Source organism: Streptomyces sp. DSM 120436 (assembly GCF_055778765.1).
Genome location: NZ_JBSKBS010000001.1, coordinates 1,620,243 through 1,638,289, shown reverse-complemented (window position 1 = coordinate 1,638,289; position 18,047 = coordinate 1,620,243). Strand labels below are relative to the sequence as shown.

The following is an 18,047-nucleotide window of genomic DNA, read 5'->3' as shown; positions in this document are numbered from 1 at the left end:
TCGGCCCGTGGCGGCGCCCCGGGGCCGACGCGCCTGGCATGCACACGCCCCGGCACGGAACCGTACCGGGGCGTTCGCATTCCGAACGCCGGGCGGGGAAGCCCGGCGTCACCGGACGGTGATCAGTCCTCCGAGCCGTTCGCCGCGGCCGTCCTCCCGGCGGCGGTCTTCTTCGCCGTCGTCTTCTTGGCGGCCGTGGTCTTCTTCGCCGCGGTCGTCTTCTTCGCCGCCGTCTTCTTCGCCGGGGCCTTCTTGGCCGCCGCCTTCTTGGCGGTCTTCTTCGCCGTCTTCTTGGCGGGGCCCTTGGCGCGCTTCTCGGCCAGCAACTCGAACCCGCGCTCCGGCGTGATCGTCTCCACACTGTCGCCCGAGCGCAGCGTCGCGTTGGTCTCGCCGTCGGTGACGTACGGGCCGAAGCGGCCGTCCTTCACCACGACCGGCCTCTCGCTGACCGGGTCGGTGCCCAGCTCCTTCAGCGGCGGCTTGGCCGCGGCCCGGCCACGCTGCTTGGGCTGGGCGTAGATCGCCTGCGCCTCCTCCAGCGTGATGGTGAAGAGCTGGTCCTCCGTCTGCAGCGACCGCGAGTCGGTGCCCTTCTTCAGGTACGGACCGTAGCGGCCGTTCTGCGCGGTGATCTCCTGGCCGTCGGCGTCCACCCCGACCACACGCGGCAGCGACATCAGCCTCAGCGCGTCCTCCAGCGTCACCGTGTCCAGGGACATCGACTTGAAGAGCGAGGCGGTGCGCGGCTTGACCGCGTTCTTGCCGGTCTTCGGGGTGCCCTCGGGCAGGATCTCCGTGACGTAGGGGCCGTAGCGGCCGTCCTTGGCGACGATCGTGTGCCCGGTCGCCGGGTCGGTGCCCAGCTCGAAGTCGCCGCTCGGCTTGGCGAGCAGCTCCTCGGCCAGCTCGACGGTCAGCTCGTCGGGCGCCAGGTCGGCCGGGATGTCGGCGCGCTGGTGCTGCTCGGTGTCCTTCTCGCCGCGCTCGATGTACGGACCGTAGCGCCCCACCCGCAGCACGATGCCGTTGCCCACCGGGAACGACGACACCTCGCGCGCGTCGATGGCGCCCAGGTCGGTCACCAGCTCCTTGAGGCCGCCGAGGTGGTCCCCGTCGCCGTTGCCCGCGTCGGCAGCGCCGCCGGTGCCCGCGCCCTCGCCGAAGTAGAACCGCTTCAGCCACGGCACGGCGCGGGCCTCGCCGCGCGCGATGCGGTCGAGGTCGTCCTCCATCTTCGCGGTGAAGTCGTAGTCGACCAGCCGGCCGAAGTGCTTCTCCAGCAGGTTGACCACGGCGAAGGAGAGGAACGACGGCACCAGGGCCGTGCCCTTCTTGAACACGTAGCCGCGGTCGAGGATCGTGCCGATGATCGACGCGTACGTCGACGGGCGGCCGATCTCCCGCTCTTCCAGCTCCTTGACCAGCGACGCCTCGGTGTAGCGGGCCGGGGGCTTGGTGGCGTGCCCGTCGACCGAGATCTCCTCGGCGCTCAGCACGTCGCCCTCGGCGACCTGCGGCAGCCGGCGCTCGCGGTCGTCCAGCTCGGCGTTCGGGTCGTCGGCGCCCTCGACGTAGGCCTTGAGGAAGCCGTGGAAGGTGATGGTCTTGCCGGACGCGCTGAACTCGACGTCCCGGCCGTCGGCCGCCGTGCCGCCGATCCTCACGGTGACGGAGTCACCGGTCGCGTCCTTCATCTGCGAGGCGACGGTCCGCTTCCAGATCAGCTCGTACAGCCTGAACTGGTCGCCGGTCAGCCCGGTCTCGGCGGGCGTGCGGAAACGGTCCCCCGAGGGACGGATCGCCTCGTGCGCCTCCTGCGCGTTCTTCACCTTGCCCGCGTAGGTGCGCGGCTGCGGCGGCAGGTAGGCGGCTCCGTACAACTGCGTGACCTGGGCGCGGGCGGCGGCGACCGCCGTCTCGCTCAGGGTCGTCGAGTCCGTACGCATGTAGGTGATGTAGCCGTTCTCGTACAGCTTCTGCGCGATCTGCATCGTGGCCTTCGCGCCGAAGCCGAGCTTGCGGCTCGCCTCCTGCTGCAGCGTCGTCGTGCGGAACGGCGCGTACGGCGAGCGGCGGTACGGCTTGGACTCGACCGAGCGGACCGCGAACCGCGTGTCCTCCAGGGCGGCGGCGAGCGCGCGGGCGGTCGCCTCGTCGAGGTGGAGGGTGTTCGCGCCCTTCAGCTGTCCCAGCGAGTCGAAGTCGCGGCCCTGCGCGACCCGGCGTCCGTCCACCGTCTGCAACCGCGCGACCAGCGTCGACGGGTCGCTCGGGTCACCGGCACGGCCGGTGGAGAAGGTGCCGGTGAGGTCCCAGTACGCGGCGGAGCGGAACGCCATGCGTTCCCGCTCCCGCTCCACCACGAGCCGGGTGGCGACGGACTGCACGCGGCCCGCCGACAGACGCGGCATGACCTTCTTCCACAGCACCGGCGAGACCTCGTAGCCGTAGAGGCGGTCGAGGATGCGGCGGGTCTCCTGGGCGTCGACCAGCTTCTGGTTGAGTTCGCGCGGGTTGGCCACGGCCTCCCGGATCGCGTCCTTGGTGATCTCGTGGAACACCATGCGCTTGACCGGGATCTTCGGCTTGAGCACCTCCTGGAGGTGCCACGCGATGGCCTCGCCCTCGCGGTCCTCATCGGTGGCGAGGAAGAGCTCGTCGGACTCCTTCAGCAGGTCCTTGAGCTTCTTGACCTGCGCCTTCTTGTCCGCGTTGACCACATAGATCGGCTGGAAGTCATGGTCGACGTCCACACCGAGGCGGCGCACCTCGCCGGTGTACTTCTCCGGTACCTCGGCGGCGCCGTTGGGAAGGTCGCGAATGTGCCCGACGCTCGCCTCGACGATGTAGCCGGGGCCGAGATAGCCCTTGATCGTCTTCGCCTTGGCAGGCGACTCGACGATGACGAGTCGGCGGCCGCCGTTCGCGGTCTCGCTGGTCGGGGACAACTTCGCTCTTCTCTCCGTCGACGCTCGGGCCTCCCCAGGCGCTTCTCCCCGGGGTCGGGTCATGGTGACGCTGCGGAGTGTGACGGTACATCCCGCCCCCGTGTCAAACGGGAAAAGCCCGCAACGGCCACTCGAACGGTAACCCGACTACCGCCGTTCCTGCCGCCCGGAGTGTCCAGACTCGGCCCGCGCTCGTGCGGGGCGCGACCCTTCGGTCACCGGAGGCGCCCGGATCAAGAGGCGGCTCAGAGGCGGGTGAAGCACCAGGCGCCCAGGGCCAGGGAGACGGTCGCGACGGTCCCGGCGACCGTCGTCGACGCGACGCGGTTCACACCGAGGGCGACCGGCCGACGCTGCCGCGCGCGAGTCACGGTCCAGGCCAGCAAACCGGCACCGAACAGGCAGAACACCGTCCCCGTGAAGATCGCCGGCCCGCTTTCCATCGTCGCCCGCACCCCCTCTTGTCCGTCCGTGCGCGACCTCGGGGGACGCTGCCACCCCCGGGCGGCGCACCGGCGAACCGAAGGTGAACGGCGGAGCTCGGAAGACCGGCGAAGAGACCGGAAGCGGGTCCGTGCGGTCCGCTTCCGGAGAATTCCGGTCGAGGGGGATGACCCGAAGCCGGGCCCGATATGGGCGTGAAAGATGCGGCGGAGAACACAGGGGCGCACGTGTGCGGTCACCGTGCCCCGTGTGGCGGGAGGGACTGGGCGGCCACCGCACCCCGTGCGACCAGAAGGGCTGAGCAGCCACCGCACCCCGTGCGACCAGAAGGGCTGAGCAGCCACCGCACCCCGTGCGACCAGAAGGGGCGCGCGGGGTCCTCGGCCCCGCGCGGGCCGCTCAGTCCACCGGGTTCAGGAAGCCCTGCTCCACCAGCAGCCGGATCTGGGCCGGCGTGCGGTCGCGCAGCAGGACGGGGTCCTCGCCCAGGAGCTGGGCGATGGCGTCCAGGATCCGGCCCGCGGTCATCGTGCCGTCGCAGACCCCGGCGAACCCGGCGCCGATCGTGTCCACCTTGGTCGCCCGGCGCATCCCCCGGTTCTGCCGCAGCACGACGTGCTCCGGGTCCTCGGCGCCGGGCAGCCCGACCTGCTCCTGCACCACCTCGGGCGCCAGCTCGAACCGCGCCTCCAGCAGCGCCGCGTCGTCGTGCGACCGCAGGTGGTCCAGCCGTTCGAAGTGCGCCCGGACCGTGTCGCCGAGCGGCTGCTCCACCGGGTGCGGCCACTCCTCCACCGTGACCGACGGCACGGCGGCGTCCGACCGGCGCAGGGTGATCCACCCGAAGCCGACCGCCCTCACCTTGCGCGCCTCGAACTCGTCCAGCCACGCGTCGTAGCGCGCCCGGTACTCCGCCTCGTCCCCGCGGTGGTCACCCGCGTCCCGCAGCCACAGCTCGGCGTACTGCGTCACGTCCTGCACCTCGCGCTGCACGATCCACGCGTCGCAGCCGCGCGGCACCCAGGAGCGGAGCCGGTCCTGCCAGTCCTCCCCCTCCACGTGCTGCCAGTTGGCGAGGAACTGCGCGAACCCGCCCTCGTTCAGCCGCTCCCCCGCCCGCTGGACGAGCGTGCGGCACAGGTCGTCCCCGCCCATCCCGCCGTCGCGGTAGGTGAGCCGCGCCCCGGGCGAGATCACGAACGGCGGGTTGGACACGATCAGGTCGTACGTCTCGTCGTCCCGCAGCGGGGTGAACAGCGACCCCTCGCGCAGATCGGCGGCCGGGACCCCGGAGAGCGCCAGGGTGAGCGCGGTGATGTGCAGGGCGCGCGGGTTCACGTCGGTGGCCGTCACGCGCGTGGCGTGCCGGGCGGCGTGCAGCGCCTGGATGCCGGAGCCCGTGCCCACGTCGAGCGCCGATCCCACGGGCGTACGGACGGTGATGCCGGCCAGTGTCGTGGACGCGCCGCCGACGCCGAGCACCACACCCGCGTCCCGGCTGCCGATGCCTCCGGCGCCACCGACCGCGCACCCGAGGTCCGACACCACGAACCAGTCCTCGCCGTCGGCCCCGCCGTACGGCCGGACGTCCACGGTCGCCGCGAGCGCGTCGCCGTCGGCGCTCCGGAGCCACCCGCTCTCCAGGCACACGTCGAGAGGCAGGACGCCGTCCAGGCCCGCGCGGGGCACGGGCTGCTGGAGCAGGAACAGCCGGACGAGCAGCTCCAGCGGGGTGTCCCCGCGGGTGGCGCGGAGCGCGGGCACGGTCTCGCTGCGGGCCAGCGCCGCATAGGCGGGGGCGCCGAGCAGGTCGAGCAGGCCGTCGGCGGTGAAGGAGGCGCCGAGCAGCGCCTCCCGCAGCCGGGCGGCGGCGTCGGTGCGGTCGGACGAGGGCAGGGGCGGCAGGCTGGCGTCACTCACGCCCCCATTGTGGCCGCCGCCCCCACCCGGCGCGCATCCGCGGCCGCTGAGCAGCCGTCAGCCCGGTGACCGGCGCGCCGCAAGCCATCGCCCGCCCGGCTGCCCGGCGCGCCGCGAGCCGCCGGCAGCCCGGCTGCCCGGCCGCCCGCGTTCCGCGAGCCGGCGTCAGCTCTTGGTCGCCCCGGCCGACGCGGTGGTGGTCTGGCAGCTGGCCTGCCGGGACATGGCCTCGCCGACCTTGCCCTCCTCCAGCGTGCTGAGGGCGTCGCTGCCGCTCTTGCTCAGCTTGTCCAGCTCGGCCGCGATGTCCTTCAGACCGTCGGCGAAGTCCGCCTGGTCCTTGGTGTTGAGGCCGTCGACCTGCTTCCTCAGGGAGGCGTAGGACGCGGAGATGGTGTTGAGCTCCTTCACGGCGTCCTGCTGCTTCTGCTCGCCGTCCTCGACGTCGGGCGCGCCGGCCTTGTTCACCGCCGCGCCGATGGCCTTGTAGGCGTCGGACATGTCCTGGAAGGCCTTCGAGTCGGCCCGCTGGACGGCCTCGGGCGTGCTGTTGTCCGAGGTCTCCTTCTGGATGGCGGTGTTGGCCGCCTTGATCTTGGCGGCCTGCGGCTGCACCGCGTCGCAGACCTCCTTCGCCCAGGCGTCCAGCTTCTCGTCGCTGTCGTCGCCGCCGCATCCCGTCAGCGCCAGTACCAGTACCGCACCGCCGGACAGCGCGGCCGCGAGCTTCTTGTTCACCGGATTGGTCCCTTCCATGGCCTTCGGCCCCGGAACATACACGCCGGATGGCCTACACCCACGGGCCGAACGTCCGGTAAGAGACTTTTTGCAGCCATTTGCACCAGGCGAGACAAGGGTCACGGCCGGAAACCGCGCGGGCGGGCGGCGCGTCAATCCGCGCCGCCCGCCCGCACCCTGATCCGGCGTCCGGCGTGCGTTACCGGGAAACCACCGCCGGGCCCGGCGAGTTGGGCCTCGGCTCCGCGTCGTCCGCGTCGTCCACGGCGATCCCGCGCCGTTTGGACACGTACACCGCGGTGATGATGACCAGCGCCGAGACGACCGCGATCAGCACCCTCATCCCCACGCTCTCGTCCGCGCCGTAGGAGAACTTGATGACCGCGGGCGCGATGAGCAGCGCCACCAGGTTCATCACCTTCAGCAAGGGGTTGATCGCGGGTCCCGCGGTGTCCTTGAAGGGGTCGCCGACCGTGTCGCCGATGACGGTGGCCGCGTGGGCCTCGCTGCCCTTGCCGCCGTGGTTGCCGTCCTCGACGAGCTTCTTCGCGTTGTCCCACGCGCCGCCGGAGTTGGCGAGGAACACCGCCATCAACGTGCCCGCGCCGATCGCGCCGGCGAGGAAGGCGCCCAGCGCGCCCACACCGAGCGTGAACCCGATGAAGATGGGCGCCATCACGGCGAGCAGTCCGGGCGTGGCGAGTTCCCGCAGGGCGTCCCTGGTGCAGATGTCGACGACCTTGCCGTACTCGGGCTTCTCGCTGTAGTCCATGATCCCGGGCTTCTCCCGGAACTGCCGCCGCACCTCGTAGACCACCGAGCCCGCCGACCGCGACACGGCGTTGATCGCCAGCCCCGAGAAGAGGAAGACGACCGCCGCGCCGGCGATCAGGCCGACGAGGTTGTTGGGCTGCGAGATGTCCATCAGCAGGGTCAGGGGCGCACCCTCGCCGCTGAGCCGTTCGCCCACGTCCCGCGCGCCGGTGGTGATGGCGTCCCGGTACGAGCCGAACAGCGCCGCCGCCGCGAGCACGGCCGTGGCGATGGCGATGCCCTTGGTGATCGCCTTGGTGGTGTTGCCGACCGCGTCCAGGTCGGTGAGCACCTGCGCGCCCGCGCCCTCGACGTCACCGGACATCTCGGCGATGCCCTGCGCGTTGTCGGAGACCGGGCCGAAGGTGTCCATCGCGACGATCACACCGACCGTGGTGAGCAGGCCGGTGCCGGCCAGGGCCACCGCGAACAGCGCCAGCATGATCGAGGTGCCGCCGAGCAGGAACGCCCCGTACACGCCGAGGCCGATCAGCAGGGCGGTGTAGACGGCCGATTCGAGCCCCACGGAGACGCCGGCGAGGACCACGGTGGCCGGGCCGGTCAGCGAGGTCTTCCCGATGTCCCGCACGGGGCGCCGGGTGGTCTCGGTGAAGTAGCCGGTGAGCTGCTGGATCAGCGCGGCGAGCACGATGCCGATGGCCACCGCGACCAGCGCGAGGACCCGCGGGTCGCCGCCCTTCCCCAGGATCGCCTCGTCGGTCACCCCGTCGAGGCCGGCGTACGACGACGGCAGGTAGACGAACACCGCGATCGCGACCAGGGCGAGCGAGATCACCGCGGAGATGAAGAACCCGCGGTTGATCGCGCTCATGCCGCTGCGGTCGGCGCGCCTCGGCGCCACCGCGAAGATGCCGATCATCGCGGTGATCACACCGATCGCGGGGACCAGCAGCGGAAGCGCCAGCCCCGCGTCGCCGAAGGCCGCCGACCCGAGGATCAGCGCGGCCACCAGCGTCACCGCGTACGACTCGAAGAGGTCGGCCGCCATGCCCGCGCAGTCGCCGACGTTGTCGCCCACGTTGTCGGCGATGGTCGCGGCATTGCGCGGATCGTCCTCCGGAATGCCCTGCTCGACCTTGCCGACCAGGTCGGCGCCGACGTCGGCGGCCTTGGTGAAGATGCCGCCGCCGACCCGCATGAACATCGCGATCAGCGCGGCCCCGAGGCCGAAGCCCTCGAGCACCTTCGGCGCGTCGGCCGCGTACACCAGCACGACACAGGCGGCGCCGAGCAGGCCCAGCCCCACCGTGAACATGCCGACCACACCACCCGTACGGAAAGCGATCTTCATCGCCTTGTGGGAAACGGCGGTGAGATCCTTTTCCGGCTCGCCCTCGGCCGGAGTGGCTTCCCGGGCCGCGGCCGCGACCCGGACATTGCTGCGCACGGCGAGCCACATGCCGATATATCCGGTGGCCGCCGAGAACGCCGCTCCGATCAAGAAGAACACCGACCGACCGGCACGCTGATTCCAGTCGTCCGCGGGCAGCAGCATGAGCAGGAAGAACACCACGACGGCGAATACGCCGAGCGTGCGCAGCTGGCGGGCCAGATAGGCGTTGGCGCCCTCCTGGACCGCGGCCGCGATCTTCTTCATGCTGTCGGTGCCCTCGCCGGCCGCGAGTACCTGGCGCACCAGGACCGCCGCGACCGCCAGCGCCGCCAGGGCCACGATGCCGATGGTCACCACGAGCACGCGGTTCTCGTCGGTCAGCACGGCGGCTGCGAGGGATGTGGGTTGGCCCGACTCGTATGAGATGGAAAGCCCCGCCATTCGTCCTCCTTGACGCTTGGGCTGAGCTCAAGATGTGGACGGGATTGTAGGTACCGGAACCTGATCAAAACAGACCGCGAGAAATGTAAATGGCGCGCACGCCCTCTTCACCATTGATCTCAGGTGACCGGTCGGCCGGACATCGGTAATGCCTTTGAGGCATTCTCGTGACCGCATTTTTCTGGGCACGGGGGATCGTGAACGAATTCACGCGATCAACCGCTGGGAACCACTGTAAGCGCGCTCTCCGGCCTCCGCACATGCCGAAGGGCCCCCATGCGGGGGGCCCTTCGGAAAACGGTCGGCGTACGGGTGAACCGGTCAGGTGAACTGCGCGGCCGGCGGCGTGGTGGGCCACCTCATGCGGATCGATCCGCCGCTCTCCCCGGCACTGACCTCGACGTCGTCGACGAGGCCGCTGATGACCGCGAGGCCCATCTCGTCCTCCTCGGACTCCAGCTCCGCGTCGCCGAGCACGTCCCCGGCCGCGCGGGCGCTGACGGGAGCGTGCGGGGCCTCGTCGCCGACCTCGATGGAGAACTGCTTCTCCTCCTCGATCAGCAGCACCTTCACCGGCGCCGAGATGCCGACGTTCTGGTGCAGTCCGACGGCCCGGGAGCAGGCCTCGCCGACGGCGAGCCTGACCTCGTCGAGGACGGCCTCGTCCACTCCGGCCCTGCGCGCCACCGCCGCCGCCACGAGCCGGGCGGTCCGGACGTGCTCGGGCAGCGCGCTGAAGCGGAGTTCGACGGTGGCCATGCATCCCCCTCGCGACTACGGACGTGCGGTGAAGAGGCCGGGCCGCCGAACGGCCCGGCCCCCTTCGGTGTCTCTCGCGCTGCCCGGGCGCGAGAGCCCGGGAGCGGACGGTCAGTCGGTCGCCGCCACCGCTTCCTCGACCGAGGTGTGGATCGGGAACACCTTGGTGAGGCCGGTGATGCGGAAGATCTTCAGAATGCGCTCCTGGTTGCAGACCAGGCGCAGCGAGCCCTCGTGGGCTCGCACCCGCTTCAGGCCGCCGACCAGCACGCCGAGACCGGTGGAGTCGAGGAAGTCCACGCCTTCCATGTCGACGACAAGGTGGAAACTGCCGTCGTTCACCAGCTCGACCAGCTGCTCGCGCAGCTTGGGCGCGGTATATACGTCGATTTCGCCACCGACCCTGACGATCGTGCGATCGCCCACGGTCTCGGTCGACAGGGACAGGTCCACGGATCCTCCAGCACCTAGCTATCGAGCGGTCGCCCTTGGGACATCTCGGCTCAGCCCCCGGGACGGTTCGCCAGCCGCCATGGCATTCAATCACTTACCGGCAGGCGTGCACGACGCCTTGGCCCCATTGTCCGTCACGCCAGTGACACACTCGGTGCCGATGGCCAAGAATCACCGATCCGATCGACCCTCGACGGACACGCGATCCAGGACCGCCGCGCCGGGCGACGTCCTGGACCGGCTCGCGTCCGGACCGAGCCGGGCTTCGCGCATTACTCATACGGAGCACTTGCCCCCGCGCGCGGGCCGCCATGCCGTCTGGCCGGACCGGATCCGCGCGGAGGTGATCGCCGCCGTGCGGGCCGCGGGAATCGAACACCCCTGGGCCCACCAGGCACGGGCCGCCGAGCACGCCCTGGACGGCGAGTCCGTGGTGGTCGCCACCGGCACGGCCTCCGGCAAGTCCCTGTCGTACCTCGTGCCCGTGCTGTCCACCCTGCTGGACGGCGCCGAGGCCCCGAACGGCAGGGGCGCCACCGCCCTTTACCTCGCCCCCACGAAGGCCCTCGCCGCGGACCAGTGCCGGTCTGTGAAGGAACTTTCACAGTCACTGGGCCATTCGGTGCGCGCGGCGGTCCACGACGGCGACACTCCGTTCGAAGAACGCGAATGGATCCGCCAGTACGCCAACTACGTGCTGACCAACCCCGACATGCTGCACCGCGGCATCCTGCCGTCCCATTCCCGCTGGTCCTCCTTCCTCAAGGCGCTCAAGTACGTCGTGATCGACGAGTGCCACACCTACCGGGGCGTGTTCGGCTCGCACGTCGCCCAGGTGGTGCGCCGGCTGCGGCGGCTGTGCGCCCGCTACGGCGCGTCGCCGGTGTTCCTGCTGGCTTCGGCGACCGCGGCCGAGCCGGCCGTCGCGGCACGCCGCCTCACCGGCCTGCCGGTCGTCGAGGTGGCGGACGACGCCTCACCCCGTGGTGAACTGGTGTTCGCCCTCTGGGAGCCGCCGCTGACCGAGCTGCACGGCGAGAAGGGCGCCCCCGTCCGCCGCACCGCCACCGCCGAGGCCGCCGACCTGCTGACCGACCTCACCGTGCAGGGCGTCCGCTCGGTCGCCTTCGTCCGCTCCCGGCGCGGCGCCGAACTGATCTCCGTGATCGCCCAGGAGCGTCTCTCCGAGGTCGACCGCTCCCTGGCCCAGCGGGTCGCCGCCTACCGGGGCGGTTACCTCCCCGAGGAGCGCCGCGCCCTCGAACGCGCCCTGCACTCCGGCGAACTCCTGGGCCTCGCCGCCACCAACGCCCTGGAACTCGGCATGGACGTCTCCGGCCTGGACGCCGTCGTCATCGCCGGCTATCCGGGCACCCGCGCCTCCCTGTGGCAGCAGGCAGGCCGTGCGGGACGCTCCGGGCAGGGCGCGCTCGCCGTGCTGGTGGCCCGCGACGACCCGCTGGACACCTTCCTCGTCCACCACCCCGAGGCACTCTTCGACCGGCCCGTCGAGTCGACCGTCCTCGACCCCGACAACCCTTACGTTCTCGCCCCGCACCTGTGCGCGGCGGCCGAGGAACTGCCCCTCACGGAGGCCGACCTCGCCCTCTTCGGCCCGGCCGCCGAGGAGCTGCTGCCGCAGCTGGAGGCCGCGAAGCTGCTGCGCCGCCGGACGCGGGCCTGGCACTGGACCCGCCGCGAACGGGCCGCCGACCTCACCGACATCCGCGGGGAGGGCGGCCGCCCGGTCCAGGTCGTCGAGGCGGGGACGGGCCGGCTGCTGGGCACGGTCGACGCGGGCGCGGCACACACCAGCGTCCACGAGGGCGCGGTCCACCTGCACCAGGGCCGCACCTACGTCGTCCGCTCCCTGGACCTGGAGGACTCCGTCGCCCTGGTCGAGCGGGCGAACCCCTCCTACACGACCGTGGCCCGGGACACGACGTCCGTCTCCGTGCTGGAGACGGACACCGAGATCCCCTGGGGCGACGGACGTCTGTGCTTCGGCTCCGTCGAGGTCACCAACCAGGTGGTCTCCTTCCTGCGGCGGCGGGTCATCACCGGCGAAGTGCTCGGCGAGACAAGACTCGACCTCCCTCCTCGTACGCTGCGCACCCGTGCCGTGTGGTGGACGGTCACCGAGGACCAGCTGGACCGGGCCCGGATCGGCCCGGAGATCCTCGGCGGCGCCCTGCACGCCGCCGAGCACGCGTCGATCGGCATGCTGCCGCTGTTCGCGACCTGCGACCGCTGGGACATCGGCGGCGTCTCGATTCCGCTGCACCCCGACACCCTGCTGCCCACGGTCTTCGTCTACGACGGCCACCCGGGCGGCGCGGGCTTCGCCGAACGCGCCTTCCGCACCGCCCGCTCCTGGCTCACGGCCACCCGCCAGGCCATCGCCTCCTGCGAGTGCGAGGCCGGCTGCCCCTCCTGCATCCAGTCCCCCAAGTGCGGCAACGGCAACGACCCCTTGCACAAGCGGGGCGCCGTGCGCCTCCTGGACGTGCTGCTGGAGGGGGCGCCCGTGGAGGAGGCGGAGAAGGCGGAGGCTTCCGGGGGAGCCGTCGGCCGGGAGGACGCGGGAGAGGCGGAGGAGGCGGAGGACGCGGGGGACGCCCTCGGGGTCACCGGGACGAGTCAGGAACCGACGGAGGCCGCACCGGACCCGCAGGCCCCGCCCGCGCCCTGACCTCCGCGGTGAACGGCCCCGTGCCGGACGCCACCGACACGTCCGACACCTCGCCGGTCATCACGCACCGCACCAGCCGCGCGTCCTGGGCCCGGGCCACTCGGTCCGCACGCGCGCACGCCTGCGCCGCACCCCGCGTCCAGTGGTCCGCTGCGGCGAGCGCCGCCAGGTCCGCGCCTCCCGCCGCCCGGTGCCGGACCACCACGGCGTGACCGAGAGCCAGCACGACCCCGAACACCACGCACAGCACGGCGACCGCACCCACGCTCCAGACGGACGCGGACCCCCGGTCCGGGCATGCGGGGGCGTCCTTCACGTCCCCCTCCCCACGCCCACGCCCACGCCCGCCACCGCCTCCTCCACCGCCGCGACGGCCTCCTCCCGCAGCTCCAAGGGCAGCCCTCGCAGCATCGGCGCCCTCGCCACGACGGTCACCCGGACCTGCTCGGCGTCCCGGCCGACCGTGACCCGCGCACCGGCCGGCGCGGCCTCCCGGGCCACCTCGACCACCGCGTCCGGGGGATCCTGGCGGGCCGCCGCCCGGGCCCCCGCCCGCGCCGCGTCCACGCACTGGATCTGCGCGGCCACCACCATCAGCGCCCAGGCCAGCGCCGTCACGAACAGCACCAGCACGGGCAGCACCAGGGCCGACTCCGCCGTCACGAACCCACGGTCGCGCCACTTGTCACATCCGGCCATCGAGGGCCTGCTGCACGATGTTCCGCAGGGCCGTGCTGACCGGGGCGCTGTTGACCACCCGGTAGAGCACCACGGCGAACGCCACCGCCGCCACGATGCCCATCGCGTACTCCGAGGTCACCATCCCGGCGTCCCTCCCCGCCCCGCGCACCCTCGCCGTCAGGGCACGCAGCCGCGCCCGTACCACCCGGTACATCCGAACCTCCATATGTGCCATGTCTGTTGCCGTCCTCCGTCATCCGTCTTCGTGATCCGTCTTCGTGATCTGTCTTCGTGATCCGTCTTCGCGGTCCGTCTTCGTCGTCCGGCTCGGTCGTCCGTCACCCGTGCCGGTCCCGCCGGTGTCCCCTCGCCCCCTCAGCCGCCTCCTTCCAGCACCCCGCCCGCGAGCCCGATCACCACGGGCAGGACGCCGACGGCGATGAAGGCGGGCAGGAAGCACAGCCCCACGGGCGCGCTGATCAGGACCGCCGCCCGCCGGGCCCGTGCCGTCGCCGTGCGGGTCCACTCGGCCCGCGCCTCGGCGGCGAGCCGGCCCACCGGTGCGGCCAGCGGGAGTCCGGACACATCGGCCCGCTCCAGCAGCCGGGCCAGCGGGACCGCGCCGGGCAGTACGGCCAGCCGGCGCCAGGCCTCACCCGGCTCACCGCCGAGCCGTACCTCCGCGGCGCCCCGCGCCAGGGCGTCCCCGACCGGGCCGCCCAGGGTCTCCCCGACGGCCTGTGCCGCCGGTACCGGGCCGGCGCCGGCCGCGATGCAGGCGGACAGCAGGTCGGCAGCGAGCGGAAGCTGACGCGCCGCCTGTTCGGTGCCGGGCCCCTTCGCCTGAGCGGCCGCCCGTGTCTGCCGCCGGTGCCAGCGCCACAGTCCGGCCGCCAGGAGCAGCCCCAGCCCCACGCCGCCGAGTCCGCCCACCGTCACCCACCCGGCACCCGCGACCGCCGCGTAGGGCAGCCGGCCGCGCGCGGCCCGGAGCAGCGGGAGGCACGTGCCGGTTCTCCTCCGTTCCCGGGCCGAGAGCGCGTCGAGCCGCCGCCGTGTCCGCCGCTCGCACCGGACGCGGCGCCACCACGCCCACGCCCCGACGAGCACGATCGTGATCCACGCGACCGTCCCCAGCCTGTGGACGACGTCACCGTTCATGCCGCCGCCTCCTGGGCGCCGCGCATGATCCGCAGCGCCCACCACAGGCCCAGCCCTTCCAGCACCCCGCCGGCCGCCAGACAGACCGACCCCGACGACGTGTGCAGCAGGACGTGCAACGGATCGGCGCCCAGGGCAGCGCCCAGTGCCAGCCCTACCGGGGGGAGCCCCGCGAGCATCACCGCCGTAGTGCGGGCGCCGGACAACTGCGCGCGCAGGTCGGCCCGCTGGTCCCGCTCGGCGCGCAGTGCCGCTTCCAGCCGGTCGAGGCCGTCCGCGAGGCCCGCGCCCTGGTCCACCGCCACGCGCCAGCACGCGGCGAGACCGCGCAGTCCTTCGGCGCCGGGCTGCCGGGCGGCCGCCGCGAGCGCGTCCGGCACGTCCCCGCCGAACCGTGCCGCCGCCAGCACGGCCGCCTGCATGTCACCGAGCCCTCCGGAGTCCCGGGCGGCCGGCAGCAACGCCTCTCCCGGCTGTCTCCCTGCCCGCAGCTCCCCGGCGAGCGCACCGCACAGCGCGATCACCGCGTCCGCGCGACCGTCCCGCTCCTTGCGCGCGGCGGCGGCCCGCCGCACCCTCCGCAGCGCAGGGACCCCGGCCGCCCCCGCGACGGCCGGCAGCACCGACGCCCCGAGCACCGCCAGCACCCCTCCGACGGCCAACGACGTCCACTCGACACGGAGCCGCCGCCGAAGCCGGTCCCCGGTCCGCAGCAAGGCCCCTGGCCACCCCGACGCTCCGCTGCCGTCCCCGGTGAGCGCCCGCGCCCGCCTGGCCTCCACGTGTCCACCGCCGCCCAGCAACCAGGCCGCGGCCCCCAGGCACACCGCCGCGCCCATCGACATCCCGGTCGCCCCGCTCACGCCCCGACCGCCTCTCGCCCGGCCCGGACCTCGTCGTCGCACGCGGTACGCAGCAGGTGCCGCAGGCGCGGCCAGCCCGGCTGGGCGACGAAGGTCTCCGGTCCCCAGCGCAGCGCCGGCGCCGTCCGCACCAGCCCCGAGGCGTCCCGCTCCAGTACGTGCACCTCGGCGATCCGCCGCCTGCCGCTCCGGTCCCGCACCAGGTGCACCACCACCGACAAGGCCGCCGCGAGCTGACTGTGCAGGGCGAACCGGTCCAGCCCCGCCGCCGTGCCCAGCGCCTCCAGCCGGGCGGGGATGTCACTCGCCGCGTTGGCGTGGACCGTGCCCGAGCCGCCTTCATGACCCGTGTTGAGGGCGGCGAGCAGATGCACCACTTCGGGGCCGCGCACCTCGCCCACGACCAGTCGGTCCGGTCTCATCCGCAGGGCCTGGCGCACCAGGTCCTCCAGGGTCACCAGTCCCGCGCCCTCCTGGTTGGCGGGCCGGGTCTCCAGCCGCACGACGTGGGGGTGGTCGGGCCGCAGCTCGGCCGAGTCCTCCGCCAGCACGATCCGCTCGTCCGGCCGGACCAGTCCCAGCAGGGCGCTGAGCAAGGTCGTCTTGCCCGTGCCCGTGCCGCCGCTGACCAGGAAGGACAACCGCGCGTCCATCAGGGTCCGCAGCACCCGGTCGCCGCCCGGCGGCACCGTCCCGGCCGCCACCAGTTCGTCGAGGGTGAAGGCACGCGGTCGTACCACCCGCAGGGACAGGCAGGTGCCGCCCACCGCGACCGGGGGCAGGACCGCGTGCAGCCGGGTCCCGTCGGGGAGCCGGGCGTCGACCCAGGGCCGCGCGTCGTCCAGGCGCCGGCCGGCCACCGCGGCGAGCCGCTGCGCCAGGCGCCGGACGGACGGCTCGTCCGGGAACGAGACCGGGGTGAGCGCCAGGCCTCCGCCGCGGTCCACCCAGACCCGGTCCGGCGCCGACACCAGGACGTCGGTCACGGTCGGGTCGGACAGCAGCCGCTCCAGCGGTCCGCTGCCGACCAGCTCGGACCGCAGCCGCTCGGCCGCACCCAGCACTTCCGCGTCGCCGAGCACCCGGCCCTGTTCACGCAGCGCCTGCGCCACCCGGGCCGGCGTCGGTTCGGCGCCGCTCTCGGCCAGCCACCGCCGCACCCCGTCGAGCAGACCGGGTGGCATCCCCGCCCCGGTCACCTCAGCGTCGCTCATGCCGTCCTCGCCTCCACCAGCGCGCGCTCCCAGAACTCCTTGCAGAAGCGGGCCAGCGGTCCCCGGCCCGACGCCCCCGGCGGCCGGCCCGTGTCGTGCGGGCGTTGGAGCGCGGCCTCGACGGGCACGTCCCCGGCGAGGGGCAGACCGAGCAGCCGGGCCACCTCCCGGTCGTCCAGGCCGGGTGCGTACGGTCCGCGGACGGCGACGCGCAGGTCGCGCAGGACCATGCCCACGGCGGAGGCGACGCGGCCGGCCGCCGCGACGGCCCGCAGCTCCGCCGGGACCACGAGGAGCCCGAGGTCGAGCTGGGCGAGGACTTCGGCGACACCTTCGTCGACACGTCTGGGCAGGTCGACCACGACGGCTCCGCCGCCGCGCCGGGCGGCGGCGAGCACCGCGCGCACGGCTCGGGGCGGCACCGAGAGACAGTCACCGCGGTCCCAGCTCAGCACCCGCAGCGCGTGCAGTTCCGGGAGCGACTCCTCCAGCGCCCCGCCGCCGACCCGGCCGTGCGACGAGGCGAAGGCGGGCCAGCGCAGCCCTTTGGCCGTCTCACCGCCGAGCGCCACGTCCAGTCCGCCGCCCAGCGGGTCGGCGTCCACCAGCAGCGTGCGCAGCCCCTCGCGGGCGGACGTGACGGCGAGCGCGCACGCCAGGGTGGACGCCCCTGCTCCGCCCCGGCCGCCGATGACTCCGACGGTCAGGGCGGGCCGTCCGACGCCCTCGGCCACGTCGGCGATGCGGTCGACGAGCCACTGCTCCCCGTCGGGCAGCATCAGCACGTGGTCGGCACCGATCTCGACGGCCCGTCGCCAGACGCCGGGGTCGTCCTGGTCGTGACCGACCAGCACCACCCCCGGTCTGCGGGGTGCGCCACGGGCTCGCCGGGCGGCGTCGTCGCCGACCAGGACCAGGGGCGCGGCCTCCCAGCTGCCGCGTGGTCCGGGCAGCCCGTGGTGGACCTCCGGTGTGGCGCCGGCGGCCGCGCACAGCCGCAGCAGGTCGTCGAGGAGCCCGGTGTCCTCGGTGAGGATCAGCGGTGCGCCCGGCCGGTTCCCTCCGGGCGGCGGGTCGTGTGTGACGGTTCCGGTCATGTCGTCCCCAGTGCTTCCTACCTCGCGCGGCCCTCGGACCCCGCCGATTCCAGGTGTGGGGAGACCGCGCTGCGGCCTCCCGCGGACCGGCCGGCGAAAACCGGCCGTACGCGTCCCGCCGCAACGGAAGCGGGTGTGAACTCGCGGCGATGCGGGTCGCGTGGGAATGACAGTGCAGCGATCCCGGAAATCGTGGGGATCTTGGTGGAAAACTGTGGGCGGGGCGATGGCTGTGGATATCGCGGTCACCCATACCGGTGAAACCGTCCTGGCTTCCGCGCGATGACCGCAGAGCAGTCTGACTATCACCCTCCGTCACTGGTCGCGCGCATGACAATCACGCGCCTCGTGCGAGTCCACGCAGGAGCGAGAGTGGGGAGAAGAGACGAGAAACGCGTCCGGACATGCGACGACCCCCGCCGGGGGGGAGAGCGGGGGTCGTCCCCACGGCCGACTCGGGGGGGGA

Annotated in this window: 15 protein-coding genes; 1 reads left to right on the top strand and 14 read right to left on the bottom strand. The window is 73.0% G+C overall.

Annotated features, from left to right (window positions below; genetic code table 11):
* Positions 1-122: 122 nt before the first annotated feature.
* The 7 genes from topA to bldG form a co-directional block, all read right to left on the bottom strand.
* Positions 123-2,951, bottom strand: coding sequence for a type I DNA topoisomerase (topA, locus tag ACWH4W_RS07500; RefSeq protein ID WP_473075022.1), 2,829 nt, complete (start codon positions 2,949-2,951; stop codon positions 123-125).
* Positions 2,952-3,196: 245 nt separating this feature from the next.
* Positions 3,197-3,394 carry a hypothetical protein gene (locus ACWH4W_RS07495; protein ID WP_473075021.1) on the bottom strand — a complete coding sequence of 66 codons (198 nt, stop codon included), beginning with the start codon at positions 3,392-3,394 and terminating at the stop codon, positions 3,197-3,199.
* Positions 3,395-3,794: 400 nt separating this feature from the next.
* Positions 3,795-5,315: a DUF7059 domain-containing protein gene (locus tag ACWH4W_RS07490; RefSeq protein ID WP_473075020.1), complete on the bottom strand. Its 1,521-nt coding sequence runs from the start codon at positions 5,313-5,315 to the stop codon at positions 3,795-3,797.
* A gap of 165 nt (positions 5,316-5,480) precedes the next feature.
* Entirely contained in the window at positions 5,481-6,071 is a 591-nt protein-coding gene (locus ACWH4W_RS07485; protein WP_473075019.1) for a small secreted protein, read from the bottom strand.
* A 181-nt stretch (positions 6,072-6,252) separates the two neighbouring features.
* Positions 6,253-8,661, bottom strand: coding sequence for a sodium-translocating pyrophosphatase (locus ACWH4W_RS07480; protein ID WP_473075018.1), 2,409 nt, complete (start codon positions 8,659-8,661; stop codon positions 6,253-6,255).
* 321 nt (positions 8,662-8,982) lie between these two features.
* On the bottom strand, positions 8,983-9,420 hold the full coding sequence (locus ACWH4W_RS07475; RefSeq protein WP_473075017.1) for an ATP-binding protein: 438 nt from the start codon (positions 9,418-9,420) through the stop codon (positions 8,983-8,985).
* Between the two features lie 111 nt (positions 9,421-9,531).
* A complete protein-coding gene (gene bldG, locus ACWH4W_RS07470; protein WP_006132569.1) occupies positions 9,532-9,873 on the bottom strand; it encodes an anti-sigma factor antagonist BldG in 342 nt (113 codons plus the stop codon).
* Between the two features lie 79 nt (positions 9,874-9,952).
* Between bldG and ACWH4W_RS07465 the strand changes: the two genes are divergently transcribed.
* Positions 9,953-12,565, top strand: a complete 2,613-nt coding sequence (locus tag ACWH4W_RS07465; protein WP_473075016.1) for a DEAD/DEAH box helicase — start codon at positions 9,953-9,955, stop codon at positions 12,563-12,565.
* Here ACWH4W_RS07465 and ACWH4W_RS07460 read toward each other — a convergent pair.
* The 7 genes from ACWH4W_RS07460 to ssd form a co-directional block, all read right to left on the bottom strand.
* On the bottom strand, positions 12,501-12,881 hold the full coding sequence (locus ACWH4W_RS07460; protein WP_473075015.1) for an Rv3654c family TadE-like protein: 381 nt from the start codon (positions 12,879-12,881) through the stop codon (positions 12,501-12,503). The genes ACWH4W_RS07465 and ACWH4W_RS07460 overlap by 65 nt on opposite strands.
* Positions 12,878-13,264 carry a TadE family type IV pilus minor pilin gene (locus tag ACWH4W_RS07455; protein ID WP_473075014.1) on the bottom strand — a complete coding sequence of 129 codons (387 nt, stop codon included), beginning with the start codon at positions 13,262-13,264 and terminating at the stop codon, positions 12,878-12,880. Before ACWH4W_RS07455 ends, ACWH4W_RS07460 begins: the two co-directional genes overlap by 4 nt.
* Positions 13,251-13,460 (bottom strand): DUF4244 domain-containing protein, encoded by a 210-nt coding sequence (locus tag ACWH4W_RS07450; RefSeq protein WP_473077439.1) that lies wholly within the window; start codon positions 13,458-13,460, stop codon positions 13,251-13,253. Before ACWH4W_RS07450 ends, ACWH4W_RS07455 begins: the two co-directional genes overlap by 14 nt.
* Before the next feature lie 161 nt (positions 13,461-13,621).
* Positions 13,622-14,407 carry a type II secretion system F family protein gene (locus ACWH4W_RS07445; RefSeq protein WP_473075013.1) on the bottom strand — a complete coding sequence of 262 codons (786 nt, stop codon included), beginning with the start codon at positions 14,405-14,407 and terminating at the stop codon, positions 13,622-13,624.
* The gene (locus ACWH4W_RS07440; protein WP_473077438.1) at positions 14,404-15,246 is read right to left on the bottom strand and encodes a type II secretion system F family protein; all 843 of its coding nucleotides are present in this window, start codon (positions 15,244-15,246) and stop codon (positions 14,404-14,406) included. Before ACWH4W_RS07440 ends, ACWH4W_RS07445 begins: the two co-directional genes overlap by 4 nt.
* A 20-nt stretch (positions 15,247-15,266) precedes the next feature.
* Positions 15,267-16,484, bottom strand: coding sequence for a TadA family conjugal transfer-associated ATPase (locus ACWH4W_RS07435; RefSeq protein WP_473075012.1), 1,218 nt, complete (start codon positions 16,482-16,484; stop codon positions 15,267-15,269).
* Positions 16,481-17,581, bottom strand: coding sequence for a septum site-determining protein Ssd (gene ssd / locus ACWH4W_RS07430; RefSeq protein WP_473075011.1), 1,101 nt, complete (start codon positions 17,579-17,581; stop codon positions 16,481-16,483). The genes ACWH4W_RS07435 and ssd overlap by 4 nt, the downstream gene beginning before the upstream one ends.
* Positions 17,582-18,047: the final 466 nt, after the last annotated feature.

Bases quoted from the DNA above. Each gene is read 5' to 3' on its own strand.
- ACWH4W_RS07450 (WP_473077439.1), bottom strand. From the start codon at position 13,460: ATGTACCGGGTGGTACGGGCGCGGCTGCGTGCCCTGACGGCGAGGGTG.
- ACWH4W_RS07485 (WP_473075019.1), bottom strand. From the start codon at position 6,071: ATGGAAGGGACCAATCCGGTGAACAAGAAGCTCGCGGCCGCGCTGTCC.
- ssd (WP_473075011.1), bottom strand. From the start codon at position 17,581: ATGACCGGAACCGTCACACACGACCCGCCGCCCGGAGGGAACCGGCCG.
- ACWH4W_RS07480 (WP_473075018.1), bottom strand. From the start codon at position 8,661: ATGGCGGGGCTTTCCATCTCATACGAGTCGGGCCAACCCACATCCCTC.
- ACWH4W_RS07440 (WP_473077438.1), bottom strand. From the start codon at position 15,246: ATGGGCGCGGCGGTGTGCCTGGGGGCCGCGGCCTGGTTGCTGGGCGGC.
- ACWH4W_RS07495 (WP_473075021.1), bottom strand. From the start codon at position 3,394: ATGGAAAGCGGGCCGGCGATCTTCACGGGGACGGTGTTCTGCCTGTTC.
- ACWH4W_RS07455 (WP_473075014.1), bottom strand. From the start codon at position 13,264: ATGGCCGGATGTGACAAGTGGCGCGACCGTGGGTTCGTGACGGCGGAG.
- ACWH4W_RS07475 (WP_473075017.1), bottom strand. From the start codon at position 9,420: ATGGCCACCGTCGAACTCCGCTTCAGCGCGCTGCCCGAGCACGTCCGG.
- ACWH4W_RS07445 (WP_473075013.1), bottom strand. From the start codon at position 14,407: ATGAACGGTGACGTCGTCCACAGGCTGGGGACGGTCGCGTGGATCACG.
- ACWH4W_RS07435 (WP_473075012.1), bottom strand. From the start codon at position 16,484: ATGAGCGACGCTGAGGTGACCGGGGCGGGGATGCCACCCGGTCTGCTC.
- ACWH4W_RS07465 (WP_473075016.1), top strand. From the start codon at position 9,953: ATGGCATTCAATCACTTACCGGCAGGCGTGCACGACGCCTTGGCCCCA.